Origin of the sequence: Streptomyces sp. NPDC059909 (assembly GCF_042730885.1) — a bacterium.
Lineage (GTDB): Bacteria > Actinomycetota > Actinomycetes > Streptomycetales > Streptomycetaceae > Streptomyces.
This window is the reverse complement of sequence record NZ_JBHWKX010000118.1, coordinates 1-14,299: the sequence shown is the minus strand read 5'-3', so window position 1 is coordinate 14,299 and position 14,299 is coordinate 1. Positions and strand designations below refer to the sequence as shown.

Here is a 14,299-nt window from a genome sequence, read left to right as displayed (position 1 = left end):
ACAGTGCAGACCCGTGCTCACGCGCGGGTCACAGCAATCCAGAGAAGCGATTCCTCCCGGCTCTAAAGAGCCGGGGTTCCTCGCTAGATCATGCTAAAGTACTTCCTGGCCGTCGCCGAGACACGCAGCTTCACTCAGGCTGCGGCCGGTTGCTATGTCGCGCAATCCGCGCTGAGCCAGCAGATCGCCCGTCTGGAGAAGGACGTCGGTGCCCAACTGTTCAGTCGCACCAGCCGGTCGATGCGACTGACCGCCGCCGGTGAACTGCTGGAGCCACTGGCCCGGCGCATCCTGGCCGATGTGGACAACGCCCAGGCCGCCCTCGACGCCCTGGCGGGGTTGCGGCGCGGGCGGCTGCGCCTGGGGCTCGTCCAGATGCTCGCCTCCGCGGTCGACATGGCCGAGGTGCTCGCCGACTACCACGCCCGGCACCCGGGCATCGAGTTCCACGTGGTCAACACTCCCAGTCCCGAGATGGTCGCTGCCGTCCTGGCCGGCGACCTCGACGTCGCCGTGGTGGGCCTCGGTCCCAGGCAGGTGCCCGAGGGCCTCGATCACCGGCTCCTGGACAGTGATCCGCTCGTCCTGGTGGTGCCGCGCGACCATGTCCTGGCCGGCCGTGATGTGGTCGGCCTTGCTGAACTGCCGGACAGCCACCAGCTCATCCAGTTCACTCAGGGCACCGGTCTGCGCCGCCAGGTCGAGGCGGCCTTCGCCCGCGCCGGCGTGGAAGCGGGCCGGTACTTCGAGGTCGGCCAGGTTGTCGACATGATTGGGCTTGCCGTCCGCGGTGTCGGCGTCACTGTCGTGCCGAGCACATCGGTCTTTCGAGCCAGCTCCCCCCTGACCGCGACCCCCGAAGGGCACCTGCCCCACGGCGCCCGCGTGGTCCGCCTCGCGGACGAGGCAGCGGTGCACCACGTCTCCGTGGTCTACGACAGCAAGCGGCTGGCCCCGGCCGCTGCCGCGTTCCTGAACGGAAAATCCAGGATCTCGGAGGCGTGCCGGAGCATCCGGGCGGTGGCATCCGGATGACGGGTCGGCGGGGAGGGACGGTTAGGAGGCCGGGGCGAGGGTGACCTGGTGGCCCATTGCGGTCAGCTGACGGACCAGGTCGCGGGTGCGCCGAGCGGGGTCGATCAAGCGCTGGTGGTGATCGGAGCCGAGCTCGTGGTATTCGGCGTCAGGGTTGTTGATGAGGTGCCAGATGATGCCCAGGATCGATCGGGCGACGGCAACCAGGGCCTTCTTATGGCCGCGGCGTTTGACGATTCTTCGGTAGCGCGCGCCGAGGAAGGTATCAGCTGCGGGAGGCGGCCATGGCCGCCTCGCCAAGGGCGCCCTTGAGCCAGGGGTTGCCCTTGCCGGTGCGGCCGAAGGACTGCTGGGCTCCGGACTGCACCGTGCGTGGACACAGCTTCGCCCACGACGCGAGATGATCCGGGGTGGGAAACACCCGCATGTCCGGGCCGAGTTCGGCTAGCAGGATCTGTGCGGTGGCTGGACCGACACCCGGGATGGCGTCTAACCGCTCCACCAGTCCCGGCCCCGGGCGGGTGGCGCCACCACCGCCATCGTCAACATCGGAGCGGTCGGGTCCTGGCAGATCCTCGATCGCACCGGCAATCCGAGCGGACAACCTGTCGATCTGGGCGCTCAGGTGGTCGATGGTGTCCAGCAGCGTGCGGCACAAGAACGCGTGGTGCTCCTCGAACTGCCCCGCGAGCGCCTGCCTTAGGGCGTCCTTCTTCGCGGCCATCTTGCCCCTGGCCATCTGCGCCAGGACACCCGGATCGCGCTCGCCGACAATCATTGCCTCCATCATGGCCCGCCCGGACACCCCGAAGATGTCGGTGGCCACGGTGGACAGCTTGACCTGAGCGTCTTCCAGCAGCTTCTCGACGCGCTGCTTGTGCCGGGTCCGCTCCTCGGTCAGGACCGTGCGGGTGCAGGTGAGATCCCGAAGCTGCCGGACCGGCTTGGGCGGGACGAACGAAGGCCGCAGCATCCCGCGCTCAGCCAGCTTGGCGAGCCAGATCGCGTCCAGCTTGTCGGTCTTGGGCCGGCCGGGGACGTTCTTCACGACGGGCGTTGACCAGCCAGCACTCCAGCCCTCGGGCCTCCAGCAGAAAGAAGAACACCTTCCAGTACGCCCCGGTGGCCTCCATCACCACCCGGGTCACGCCCTGGCACAGCAACCGGTCACCCAGCTCAAGGACTGCGTTCGTGGTTGCCGCCACGTTCCAGACCTCCTGGAACGTGGCGGCCTTCCCGGGTCGGGTGCGGCAGTCGCATGCACACCATGCCCGACGCCTTCGCCACGTCGATCGCAGCGACCCTCTCCACCAGCCCCTCCGCCGTCTCGATCTCCGCAGCCTCCATACCCACCCCTTTCACGCCGGGACCGACAGGGCAGCGGCCGCCCGGGAGCGGGAGGGGAGAGCGGGAGTCTGAACGGCGTGCTCGCGGCAACAGTGCATGGCCCCTCAGGCCGACTCCGGCATCAGACTTTCACGCGGGCTCCCGGCCCAAGGCTCGGTCGACGTCGACGGACGGCCGCCGCTCTCAATTTTCACGCCCGCAAGACGTCATCGCAGGGACATGGGGACTTTCATGTAATCGAGTCTCTATTCGATCCGGGGCGGTTCAGGTCCTCCAGTGATCATGCTGCGGGGCGTTTGCCGTCGAAAGTGACGACCGCGCGCCCCACGATCCGACGGTCTCGCAGAGCGCGGTAGGCCTCCTCCAGGTCTTGGAACGCGTACGTGGTGACGTCGACGGTGAGCAGGCCACGTTGAGCGAGCCTGACCAGGTCCTGCAGTTCCCGCATTGAATAGCTGGCCGTGGCCACGACGTGCACGCCCAGGGGCGGGTTCTGGAAACGGAACGGCAGGGTGCCGCCACCCGTACCGACGAAGTTGATGCAGCCGGTGGGACGGACTACGTCGCCGGCGAGCCGCAACGTGGCGTCGACACCGACGAAGTCGATGATTGCGTCGGCACCGTGACCACCGGTGAGCTCCCTGATCGTCGCTGCCGCCGAGGGGTCGCTGGTGACGGTGTGGTGGGCGCCTCGGCCACTGGCGTGGGCAAGCTTGTCGGCCAGGTCGACCGCGATGATGGTGGCCGAGGTCTTCAGGCGCAGAAACTGCAGGGCGAACGAGCCGAGGCCGCCGATGCCGACCACGACCACGAAACCGTTCGGGCGGATGTAGGGCAGGACGGCGTTGACGGCGCCGTACGCGGTCCCGCCGGCGTCGCCCAGCGGTGCGGCCTGGATCGGATCGAGGTCACCGATCGATACGAGGTCTCGGCGCCGCGCAAGAAGGTAGGGGGCAAGGCCGCCGTCGTCACTCAGGCCGTAGTAGCCGGGGGGATTGTCGCAGTAGTTGTCCTGGCCGGCCAGGCAATATTCACACGTGCCACAGGTCATACCCGAGTTCACTACGACCGCCTCGCCCACGACCACGTCCGTGACCCCTGGGCCGAGCGCGGCCACGTAACCGACGTTCTCATGCCCGAGCGTGTAGGGACGGTCCTTGTGCGGCACGAACTGCACGCCCTTGTCCATGATTTCTAGATCGGTATGGCACAGCCCGGCCGCCGCCATCTGGATCAGGACCTCGCCGGAGCCAGGGCTGGGCACAGGTATCTGCGCCCATTCGGCCGGGGAATTGAGCGAAGGGATCCGATAGGCTCGCATGGTGGTTTCGTTCACGTGAGGAACTTCCTTCCTTGTTCTGCCCCGTGTAATGAATTGCGAAGGGCCCACATGTCTTGGGCAGGCCCAAGCCTCAGGCCCAGGAAGAACGATCAGCGAGTCCCACCCGGTGGGCTGCAGGAGACTCGCAGGGCGCAGCCCAGAGATCTTCATGGGTGTGCAATTCGCGAGGTCCGCACACGGGTCGCCCCATCGACGTCGACGCGAAATACCGCGACATCATGAGGAGGCACTGCGTGACGTAGGCCAGGCCAGGACTAACCGTTACGATCTGCCTCACCATGGGAAAACGATCGCGTGAACTATCCAGCACACACCCTCCCAGCACAACTGATTGGAGCCTATCACATGCCCTGGGGCATGGTAACTGATAGCTTGACATCAGTTGCTATACTGGCGGAGTGACCAAAGCTGACCAGCCAAAACTCCGGGTCGACGCGGCTCGCAACCCGTTCGCCGCCTCGTCGACGCTGCGCATACAGTGTTCCGCCGGGGGTGGCCTGAACGTCCCCATGGAAGAGATCACGGCCGAGGCGGGGCTCGGTATTGCCACGCTCCACCGACGCTTCCCCAGTAAAGAAAAGCTCGTAAAGGCCGTTCTCGACCAGGAATTCAACGATGTGATCGCGCCTGCACTGGAACGCGTGAACTGCCGCCCCCATCGCCGGCGATCGACCATTTTCCGGGATACTGAGCTGAGCCCGGAGATACTCACAATTCGGCGTATATGGATCAACCAAGGTCCAAGCAAGGCAAAGAATCCATCCACCCTATGCCGTCAAACAATAGGACGGCAAGCCGTGCCACCCAGGGAGATGAGCCAAGATGACCGTGGCCTGCAATGCTGAACCTCCGCCTCCAGTCTGACGATTTTGGCGCGGCTTATCGTGGAGGCCGACCGGTTACGCCGAGCGAGTGGATCGATCGCTTTGAGAGCCATGTGGATTGGCGGAGGGGAAAGAGCGGCGCGGCTCGGTTTGAGCCGGGCTATTTCCGAGACCGGGAGCGCGAGATGCAACTCGAGCCGGCCGTCGCCGACCGGAGCGATTTCCGGAAGCGAGTTGCCCAAGGTGGGAAATTTCAGCGAGCAGGCTTGGGATCGTTGCTGAGCTGTCCAGTTCGACAATCCGCCGTGTGCATCCGTCGACACACGGCCTGCACGATCGTGGTACCCGGAGGGAGAGCCTACGGTGCGGACCAGGGGGCGTGATGGGAGGATGACCGACCGAGGCGAGCTGGCGGCGTTTCTGCGATCGCGCCGGGAGCAACTGAAACCCGAACAGGTCGGGTTGCCGTCGTACGGTCGGCGGCGAACCCCCGGACTGCGACGGGAGGAGCTCGCCACGCTCGCCGGCTTGAGCATCGAGTACCTGGAACGGCTGGAGCAGGGCCGGGACACCAACCCGTCTGTTGCGGTGCTCGCCGCGCTTGCCGAGGCGCTGCGGCTCTCAGATGACGAGAAGCGGCACCTTGCGATGTTGGCCATGAAACGGCACAGCGCCGCGCTCTTCCCAGCTCCCCGCCCGGTCAGCGATGAGGCACGACCCACGGTGCGTGCGCTGCTGGACCATCTTGATCCCACGCCGGCGTGCTTGCTCGGGCCGATCTACAACGTTGTGGCATGGAACAGCGCGTGCGAAGCGGTGATCAGGCCGATGGGTGTGCTGGATGAGGACCCGCCCAACTTCATTCGTTACCACTTCCTGAACCCCACGGCGCGCCAGGTGTTTGCCGACAGTGCTTGGGCAGCCACAGCGGATGAGGTGGTGGGATGGCTGCGGTCCGCACAACCGGACTGGGGTTCCGACGCCGAGTTCCGCACCCTCGTCGACGACCTGGGTGGAGTTCCCGAGTTCGCGTCGCGGTGGGCCGCTCACCCGGTCGCATTCAGGCAACCAGGCGGCAGTCGTCTCTCTCACCCCGATGCCGGGATCCTCAACTTCAGTCTTGAGGTTCTCCTCGTCGGAGAGGCCGACCACTGGCTCCAGTTGTGGCTGCCGCGCGACGAGAAGACCACGTCCGCCATCAAAGCGCTGCTCTCCGCACCTCCACCTCTCCGCATCGTCCCATCTTGAGTACGGGGATGAACTGCGGGCTGTCTGCGGCCTGTCCCGCGATCAGGCCCTCCAGCAGGGCTTAGAAACTCTTCGCAACCACCCACTGCGGAATTCACACTGGTCGCACCCACCAAAACAACCAGCAGACGCCACAAATGCACCTTAAATCATCGGTATTGGCCCTAGGGCGGCTCCCACCTGCAGTGACGCGCAGGATGACCGCTTTCGTCCGTGCACCTGTTGGGTGTAGGACATCTTGCGCATCACCCCAGGCCACAGCACTCCTGATGGTTAGTCATGAGAGATCGAGGCCGGTGCCCACTCTTGCCCACCAGCGAAAACACCGCAGAATCCAGCACGAAAAGCACAGAGCCGCACTCATCGAATGCGGCTCTGTGGATCCAGGCTCAGCGCTCCTGCCTGCCGCGCCGAGTGACCGCCGATTCACCACCTGGAACGCAGTCACCGGCCTGCCCACCGCAGCCCGACCGCAGCACCATCACGGCCCCCAGCGGGACTCAACCTGCCCTGACCCGGGACCACTGTCATCAAGTTGACAACGCCACGGATTCTGCTCGGGAAGGACGAGGGTGCCGAGCTCCTCCATCATCGCCACCAACCCCGGCGAGAAATCGTCGGCCGTCCAAAGCTTCGGCCGCTGCCCAGGCTCCGGGTCGTGTCCATGCTCGATCATCGAGCGCTCTATACCGCCCGGGGTGTACAAGAAAGCCGACTTTGCGTCGCGGGAGGAGATGTTCTTGAATCGGTGTCGCACGCCGCGCGGAACGAAGACAAAGTCACCGGCCGACGCCACGAAAGTCTTGTCGCCGTCGAGAAACTCCAGCTCGCCATCGAGCATAAAGAATGCCTCGTCGTGGCGCGTGTGAGAGTGCGCGACCGGACCGTTGCCCGGGGGAACGGTGCCGACAATGAAGCCGAGTGATCCGTTCGTCTCGTTCGCAGAGGCCTTGACTGTGTACTCATCTCCGGCCATCCACTTGACCAGACCCTCGCCTGCAGGAACGTACAGTGATCCGCTTGTGTGATGTTCAAATGCCATTGACATGGGAACGCAACGCATCCTCATTGGTATGGAGGAGACGGAACGTTAGTTGTCAGACGCATGCCGACCGTGATGAGTCGCCCGCAAGGGCGTCAGAGGCGGCCGCGCGGCGACTTGTTCGGTCAAGTTGGACTTAATAGCTGGTTGAAATGCCCTCGACTCCGATGCCGAGAAGTCGAGCTCCTCATCCGTCGTGACGCAGGTCACCGCATGGAGTGAGCGAAGTTGTTGATGCTGCGGACGGTCGCGGCGTAGACATCGGGCATCGTGGCGCGGAAGAGGACCTCGCCGATGTGACACAGTCCCATGTTCATCCAGCTGATCGTCGGGACGCCTGCCGCGAGCAGCTTGCGGTAGTAGTCGAGGCCCTCGTCACGCAGCGGATCGACCTCGTTGACTGAGATCACGTGCGGCGGAAGCCCCTCCAGGTCGGCTGTCGTGGCCCGAGAGGGCCAGCAGGTCGCTTCGTCGATGTGTGCCGAACCTGGGTCGTAGATCTCGGCGAGTACCTGCATCATGTCGCGGTGGTTGAAGTACCCGTCGTTCTCGGCCACGGATGGCAGCTCCTCGCTGTCATGGGCCCACTTGCCGTAGACGTACGGGCACTGCGCGTACACCCCGGAGATCGCGGAGAGGAAGCCCTCCCGATTGGCCTTGATGGCCAGCGCGAGAGCGAGGTTGGCGCCGCCTGAGTCGCCCGAGACCACGATGTTCGACACACCCAACTCGGCGGCATGCGCCGCGACCCACTTCACACCAGTGGCACAGTCCTCCAGCCCGGCTGGGTAGGGATGCGGGCCGAGCTTGCCCGCACCATTGCGGAACTCGACGCCGATCACGACCAGGCCGGTAGCGGCAAGTTCCTGCCGCCAGCGGTTGTAGACGGCGCTCGTGGCCCCCATGATGACCATGCCGCCGCCGTGAATGTGGTAGATGCACGGCAGCGGGCCCTCCACGTCCTCCGGGCGGGACACGTAGAGCTTGATCTCGTGGCCGTCCGCTCCCGTGACGGTGTGCGTCTCGGATGCGACGCCCTCGACCTCGGGCAGTCCGGCCATCAGCGCCTCGAAGACCGGCTCGAAGGCCGACTCGGCGCCGGCCGCGAATTCCAGCAGTTCCGCACGCGTGGAACGGGGACTCACCGGTGGCGCTGTCGCCGACCCGTCGAGCCCGAACGGGGCCAGCGCCGCTATGACACCCGGATGGACCCGGGGATCGGTCTTGAGCGACCGTTCAGGGTCTCCGAGGCGCCCCGGCGCGCCGTTGCGCAGCTCCGTAGCATTTCCAGCCGTCATGACGGGCTCCTTATGACAACAGGTAGACGTTCGGCAGGTTGTTCACATACGAGAAGCGACGCGCTCGCGTACGGTGTGCGGGCTCTCCCGCATGTGCGGCCGTAAGAGCCATTCGTTCGTCGAGGCGGTTCTCACGTCATGGCTTCGAGGGTCGAGGCTTCTTTGGAGATGCCTCCCCGACCTCAGCCTCGGAACAGTGCGCCAGTTCCGGGAACCGGGGCGTAGGCCCCGAGTGCGGACAGCACCTGCCAGGACGTGGCGGTCGAGGCGGTGACGACCGGCAGGTCGACGACGGCTTCGGCGGCGGGAATCGCCTCCAGGGACGGCATCTGCACGCAAGCGCTCAGCACCACTGCGTCGGCCCCGCGGGTGTCGAGCCGGCGTGCGATCTCCGGCAGCTGTCCCTGGTCGAGGCGTCCGACGGCCAGGTTGTCGTCCACCTCCAGACTGATGGCGTCCTGGACCTCGATGCCTTCTCCCTCGATGTAGTCGACTACGCGTGCGGTGAGAGGCTTGAGGTACGGGGTAACGAGGGAAACCTTGCGGGCACCGATGTGGTGCAGCCCGGCAACGAGGGCCCCCGCGCTCGAGACGACGTCCACGGATGCACCCGCGTCTGCCGACGTCTTGGTGAGCCGGTTCTCGATGTCACGGTGCGCGCCGCGGCCCTGGGCCATGATGGCGACCAGGCATGCGTAGGCCATCACGTCCACGGACGCGTCAGCCAGCTCGACCGCCGCGCGATCGGCGTCCGCATTCATCGCGGCGAGCTCGCTTTCCGTGACGGTCTTCATCCGCATCCGGCTGGAGTGGAAGGTGAACCGGTCACCAGTCGTGGCCGCCACCCGACGCAGTACCTCAGGAACTTCGGTCTCCATCGTTGTGTTGGAACTCGGCACCAACAGGCCCACGCGGTAGGAACTCATTGATTTCACCTTTCGTCACACATGTGGTTCGGTCACAGACGTCTGCATCTTCGACGCACGCTTGGCGCCGCTCGCCGGACGACGCAGTGCGTACATCCGGTTCGGTATGCATCACGGATTCCTGGCACGAAATCCCGGCGATCCCGGCGATCCCCGCGGTCCGACGCAGGCCCGGCCGAGCGTCACGGCCCCTCGCCTCGTCCGCTCACGCACGAAGTTCGCGCGGTTCGCATCGCTCAGCGACACGCTAGGGCGCCGACGGAGCAGCAGCCTCTCCCTGCGAGTACGGGGTATCCCCACGGGGTGCCACCGCTCGGTGCGTGGCGTGCATTGTCACAGCAAGTAGTCGCACCGAGCGAAGGAGACGGTCCGATGGAACTCAGGCCGATGCGGTCGTGGATTCACCACAGCAGGGGCAAGGTGCTGCGGCAGGCGGGGGCGGGCCGGCAGGCGCTGCCCGACCTGCACGAGGACATGATCACGCGGCACGGCTTCGAAGGCCGTGACGCACACCTGTACCGGCGCAACGAGCCGACCAACTGGAAGCGTGTCGAGGCCAACGCGGACAACCTCGACTTCGACGGGCTACTGCTGGAGCCCACCGACCTGACGCGCGCCGATGGTGGCCCGCTGCGGCTGTTCCACAACCCCGACGTGTCCATCTGGGTGAGCCGGCGCAGCGCGGACATGACCTATTCGGCGCGTAACGCCGACGGGGACGAGCTGTACTTCGTGCACGAGGGCACCGGCACCTTCTACACGGAGTTCGGCCCGATCCCCTATGAGCCCGGTGACTACGTCCTGGTGCCGAAGGGCACGACGTACCGGATCCGCCCGGCCGGTCCGGTGAACTACTTCCTGATCGTCGAGTCGGTCGAGGAGCTCGGCTTCGCGGACGTCGGCCCGCTCGGTCGGCGCGCTCCGTTCGATCCGGCCCTGCTGTATGTGCCCACCCCGGAGCTGGACGAGTTGGGTGACGGCCGCAACGAGGACGGCGAGTGGCCGGTGCGGATCAAGTCCCTGGGCGAGTACACCTCGGCGTTCTACGACTTCGACCCGATCGACGTCGAGGGCTGGAAGGGCGACCTGTTTCCCTTCAAGCTCAACATCCGGGACTACCGGCCGATCATGAGCGACCGCATCCACATCATGCCGTCCGGCTCCGCCATTTTCGCCACGCCCAGCTTCATGGTGGGCGCCCTGCTCCCCCGTCCGCTTGAGTCGGCTCCGGACGCGGAACCCTTCCCGCCGTACCATCGCAACGTGGACTACGACGAGTTGTCGTTCTTCCACAGAGGGACGGCTCTCAGTCTGGAGATCGCCCCGGCCAGCATCTCCGTCATCCCGCGGGGCCTGCACCACGGCCTCCCGCACGCGGTCATGGAGAACATTCGCAAGAAGAAGATCAACCGCACCGACATGGAGATCGTCTTCGTGGACACGGTGCGACCGCTGCTTCCCACGCCGGAGGTCCAGGCCGCGAGGCGTTGGGAGCACTACAGCCAGGTCCGACAGGAGACGCAGGGGGACGGTCAGTGACTGAGCAGAAGTCGATCAGCGCCAACGCCGTCGGTCTCATCGATTTCGACGTGCTGCCGGCGGGGACCGAGACGACGGTCATCCCGGTTGCCGCCTCCGACGGTGTGGTCTCCCGCGGCTTCCTCTACGCGCGCGGCGGTGAGCGCACGGTGGTGGTGGTGTCGCATCCCCGAGGCGACATGAGCCGACACTATGCCGCTCCGGCAATCCTGGAGGCCGGGTACGCCTTCTACGCCCACCAGACGCGGAGCCTGAACAACGATGTCGACTGCGAGCACGAGCGGGTGCTGCTCGATCTCGCGGCCGGGCTGAGCCATCTGAAGAACGAGCGGGGCTTCGAGAAGATCGTGCTGCTCGGCAACAGCGGCGGTGGATCGCTTCTGGCGTTCTACCAGCAGCAGGCGACCACGGCACCGCTGGGAAGGCTGAGGGACACCGCGGCCGGGGAGCCGCTGGACCTCAACGCGGTCGACATGCCCAGCGCGGACGGTATCGTCCTGCTGGCAGCACATCCCGGCCAGGGAGCGTTCATGCTGACCAGCATCGACCCGTCAGTGATCGACGAGAACGATCCGCTGGCGGTGGATCCCGAGCTGGACATGTACAACCCGGCGAACGGCTTCCGCGAGCCCCCGGAGCCGAGCAAGTACTCCATGGAATTCCTGGAGCGGTACCGGGCGGCGCAGCGGGACCGTGTGGCCCGGCTCGACGCCCGGGCCAGGGCGCTGATCGCCGATCAGCAGCGCTACCGGCAGCAGATGCAGGCGCCCGGGTTCGCCGACCTGCCGCTGGAGGAGCGCACCTACATCACCCGCCGCGCGGTGGTCGGCAACTACATGACCGTCCACCGGACCGAGGCCGACCCGGCGTTCCTGGATCTGGGCCTGCACGCCTGGAAGTCCACCCGGACGCCCGGTTCGATCCTCGGACCCCGGCCGGACCAGGTCAATTACGCGCCTGGAGGGTTCGGCCGGCTGGTCACGCCGCGCGCGTGGTTGAGCACCTGGTCGGGTCTGTCGACGCGGGCCACGCTCATCGAGTCGCTGAAGTCGATTCACGAGCCGCTGTTCCTGATCAGTCTGACGTCGGACAGCCTCGGCTTCCCCGACACCAGCCAGGCGCAGTTCGACGCCAGCCCGGCCGAGGACAAGACGATGCAGTTCTTCGAGGCCGCGCATTTCGCCACGCCCCTCCCGGCACGGCAGAAGGCCCTGCAGTCCGTCGTCGAGTGGCTCGCTCCGCACTTCCCCGCGGCACGAAACCACTGATCGATTCCTTCGGTCGGTGTGGTGGCACGCCACCACACCGACCGGATGGCACAGACCAACAGAACCACCCACTCGGGTGGACTCCCGGATCAGGAGGATGCCATGAAGCCATTCGTCGTGACGCTCGCATTCGCAGACGGAATACCGGGCAAGGAGGTGAGTGAGGCGCAACAGGCATTCCTGGCCAAACTGCACAACGAAGGCACCCTCATGCTCTCGGGCCCCTTCAACGACGGCGCCGGCGGTATGGCCATCCTGCGCTGCGACTCCCTCGAACAAGCACGGAACATCTATCAAGAAAGCCCCGTCATCCGCTCCGGCGTCGCGACCGCGGATGTGCGCGAATGGAACGTCGTGTGGGGGTCAATACAGCGGTGAACCGCCCCGGGGTCCGGAGGGCACTCGATTTCGTGTGAGGGTCGAGCCGGCCGGCGTTCGGCGACCATGTCGCTGCCTTTGCCGTCGAAGGAGTTCACCGGCAGCGTCATGCCGGTGCCCGTGGCCGGCAGCAGCGCGGCGTAGAACGCGTTCGATGCAGGCCGTCAACTTGAGTGTTCGCGTCGCGGTATGGCCTTGTGTTGGCCGGGCCACCGGCACGGGTTGCTGTCGGTGATCTTCTTGGGTGGTGGCCGGCGAGGGAGCCGGTTCGGGGAACGCGACCATGGAGTGGTTCACGGCGCGGTTTCAGCCGAGGGTGCCGGTGCCGCTCCAGCGGCCTCCCAGGTCCACCACAACGAGCACCGCCCCCACCAGGGCCGCAACCAAGTACGGCCCAGCGCTTCAGGAACACCCCGCCGTGGCCATCACGTCAGCAGCGACAGAACGCTGCATGCCCCGATCCTCGATGGCCTCATCAATGAGTACAGATACGCCGCTTGACCTGCGGCCACGACTTTTTCGAGCGGCACAGGACACATTGCCGCCCACACACCGAATGAAGGAGCCGCCCATGCCTGCCGTGACAGTGGAGGACCTGCTCGTCCTGCCCCGCCTGCCACAGCCCGTCGGCACCGTCGCGGACCGGCGGGTGGGGGATGTCGTCACCGCGCACCAACAGCGGGAGGGAGCCGGCATCATGGTGCGCCGGCCGTTCCCGAGCATGAGCATGCAGGTGGCGGATCCGTTCCTGCTCATGGACCATTTCGGCGAAACGATCTACCAGCCCCACGAGATCAAAGGCGCCCCCTGGCACCCTCACCGGGGCTTCGAGACCGTCACCTACGTCATCGATGGCACCCTCGTTCACCACGACTCCAACGGCGGCGGTGGAGTCATCGCCGATGGCGCCACCCAGTGGATGACCGCCGGCTCCGGCATCCTGCACGACGAGGCCCCGAGCGAGGAGATGTTCGCCAGAGGCGGCCTGTCGCACGGCGTCCAGCTGTGGGTGAACCTCCCGCGTGCCCTCAAGTGGGTCCAGCCGCGTTACCAGGACATCCAGGCCAACGAGCTCCAGCTGCTGACCTCGCACGACGGCGGAGTGCTCGTGCGCCTGATCGCCGGCAAGCTGGGGGGCTACGAAGGGCCGGGCATGACATACACGCCCATCACCTACGCGCACGCCAGCCTGCTGCCCGACTCGCAGCTGCACACCGGCTGGGACCGCAGTCAGAGCGCGATGGTCTACGTCCTGCAGGGCTCCGGCACCGTCGGTACCGAGAAGCGCCCGCTCAAGGAAGGACAGCTCGCCATTTTCGGCCCCGGGGACGCCGTCACCGTCGACGCCGGGCCGCGCCAGCACGGCCGAACGGGCCGGCTCGAGGTCCTGCTCCTCGGCGGCCGGCCGCTGAACGAGCCGGTCGCCCGGTACGGGCCGTTCGTCATGAACACCGACCAGGAGATCCACCAGGCCGTCGAGGACTACCAGCGCGGCCGGATGGGGCACGTCCCGGCCATCAACCTGGACCCCAAGTCCTCCTGAGGTTGTGCTGTGTCGCTCGAAAGGTCGTTGCCGCAGACAGGAAAGGTGTGGTTTGGCCGCTGGGATGACTCTGCTGCTCGATTCCCGGGGTTGGGTCTTGGCTGCCTGGCGCGAGATGATCGTTGTCTCGGGCGCTGACTGGGTGTGCGGCCGTGAGGTGGAGTCCGCACGGTCTCTCACACACCGTCATGTGCAGCTGTTGCTGGACGGGCTCGAAGCGCCCGCCCCGCTCCGAACTCTCCGGTAGGCCGCGACCTTGGAGGAGCTGCGATGCACGCCGTGACCCGGGCGGCCGCTCCGCGTACGTGAATCCGTCAACTTGACCCGGCCGTAAACGACCGGGCTTGGAGGTAGCGCCCAACTGGCTGCCGGGTGGGCTCCTCCGTCCAGACACCCCTATGGGGTGGCAGGGAAGCGTGACTCACGCCCCGCAGTCCACACAGCCTCGCCCTTGCGGGCGATGTTGCGGGAGGCATTCCGGTCTGCGTGGGCAACGACCCCGCAGTTCC

Annotated in this window: 14 protein-coding genes; 7 read left to right on the top strand and 7 right to left on the bottom strand. The window is 66.2% G+C overall.

The features are described from left to right. The first annotated feature begins 90 nt into the window (after positions 1–90). Complete coding sequence (locus ACFV9O_RS37450; protein ID WP_385426736.1) at positions 91–1,035, top strand: LysR family transcriptional regulator; 945 nt, start codon at positions 91–93, stop codon at positions 1,033–1,035. Positions 1,036–1,056: 21 nt separating this feature from the next. On the opposite strand, the gene ACFV9O_RS37445 is transcribed toward ACFV9O_RS37450, so the two are convergent. The 4 genes from ACFV9O_RS37445 to ACFV9O_RS37430 all read right to left on the bottom strand — a co-directional run bounded on the left by ACFV9O_RS37445 (position 1,057) and on the right by ACFV9O_RS37430 (position 3,718). Continuing rightward, positions 1,057–1,335, bottom strand: coding sequence for a hypothetical protein (locus tag ACFV9O_RS37445; RefSeq protein ID WP_385426734.1), 279 nt, complete (start codon positions 1,333–1,335; stop codon positions 1,057–1,059). Then, a complete protein-coding gene (locus ACFV9O_RS37440) occupies positions 1,301–2,083 on the bottom strand; it encodes an IS110 family transposase (RefSeq protein ID WP_385426732.1) in 783 nt (260 codons plus the stop codon). Before ACFV9O_RS37440 ends, ACFV9O_RS37445 begins: the two co-directional genes overlap by 35 nt. A gap of 128 nt (positions 2,084–2,211) precedes the next feature. Then, complete coding sequence (locus tag ACFV9O_RS37435; RefSeq protein ID WP_385426729.1) at positions 2,212–2,382, bottom strand: hypothetical protein; 171 nt, start codon at positions 2,380–2,382, stop codon at positions 2,212–2,214. A gap of 280 nt (positions 2,383–2,662) precedes the next feature. After that, a complete protein-coding gene (locus ACFV9O_RS37430) occupies positions 2,663–3,718 on the bottom strand; it encodes an alcohol dehydrogenase catalytic domain-containing protein (RefSeq protein WP_385426727.1) in 1,056 nt (351 codons plus the stop codon). Between the two features lie 404 nt (positions 3,719–4,122). On the opposite strand from ACFV9O_RS37430, the gene ACFV9O_RS37425 reads away from it, so the two are divergent. After that, positions 4,123–4,569, top strand: coding sequence for a TetR/AcrR family transcriptional regulator (locus ACFV9O_RS37425; protein ID WP_385426725.1), 447 nt, complete (start codon positions 4,123–4,125; stop codon positions 4,567–4,569). 369 nt (positions 4,570–4,938) lie between these two features. After that, positions 4,939–5,796 (top strand): helix-turn-helix transcriptional regulator, encoded by an 858-nt coding sequence (locus ACFV9O_RS37420; protein ID WP_385426722.1) that lies wholly within the window; start codon positions 4,939–4,941, stop codon positions 5,794–5,796. Positions 5,797–6,277: 481 nt separating this feature from the next. Here ACFV9O_RS37420 and ACFV9O_RS37415 read toward each other — a convergent pair whose 3' ends face one another. The 3 genes from ACFV9O_RS37415 to ACFV9O_RS37405 all read right to left on the bottom strand — a co-directional run bounded on the left by ACFV9O_RS37415 (position 6,278) and on the right by ACFV9O_RS37405 (position 9,062). Beyond that, the gene (locus ACFV9O_RS37415; RefSeq protein WP_385426720.1) at positions 6,278–6,772 is read right to left on the bottom strand and encodes a cupin domain-containing protein; all 495 of its coding nucleotides are present in this window, start codon (positions 6,770–6,772) and stop codon (positions 6,278–6,280) included. A gap of 272 nt (positions 6,773–7,044) precedes the next feature. Continuing rightward, positions 7,045–8,136 (bottom strand): alpha/beta hydrolase fold domain-containing protein, encoded by a 1,092-nt coding sequence (locus ACFV9O_RS37410; RefSeq protein ID WP_385426717.1) that lies wholly within the window; start codon positions 8,134–8,136, stop codon positions 7,045–7,047. Between the two features lie 182 nt (positions 8,137–8,318). Next, on the bottom strand, positions 8,319–9,062 hold the full coding sequence (locus ACFV9O_RS37405; protein WP_385426715.1) for an Asp/Glu racemase: 744 nt from the start codon (positions 9,060–9,062) through the stop codon (positions 8,319–8,321). Between the two features lie 372 nt (positions 9,063–9,434). On the opposite strand from ACFV9O_RS37405, the gene ACFV9O_RS37400 reads away from it, so the two are divergent. The 4 genes from ACFV9O_RS37400 (at position 9,435) to ACFV9O_RS37385 (ending at position 13,790) form a co-directional block, all read left to right on the top strand. Next, positions 9,435–10,601 carry a homogentisate 1,2-dioxygenase gene (locus tag ACFV9O_RS37400; protein WP_385426713.1) on the top strand — a complete coding sequence of 389 codons (1,167 nt, stop codon included), beginning with the start codon at positions 9,435–9,437 and terminating at the stop codon, positions 10,599–10,601. Then, positions 10,598–11,869: a hypothetical protein gene (locus ACFV9O_RS37395; protein WP_385426710.1), complete on the top strand. Its 1,272-nt coding sequence runs from the start codon at positions 10,598–10,600 to the stop codon at positions 11,867–11,869. The genes ACFV9O_RS37400 and ACFV9O_RS37395 overlap by 4 nt, the downstream gene beginning before the upstream one ends. Positions 11,870–11,971: 102 nt before the next feature. Next, complete coding sequence (locus ACFV9O_RS37390; protein ID WP_385426707.1) at positions 11,972–12,247, top strand: YciI family protein; 276 nt, start codon at positions 11,972–11,974, stop codon at positions 12,245–12,247. Positions 12,248–12,818: 571 nt separating this feature from the next. Beyond that, positions 12,819–13,790: a pirin family protein gene (locus ACFV9O_RS37385; protein WP_385426705.1), complete on the top strand. Its 972-nt coding sequence runs from the start codon at positions 12,819–12,821 to the stop codon at positions 13,788–13,790. The last annotated feature ends 509 nt before the right edge of the window (positions 13,791–14,299 follow it).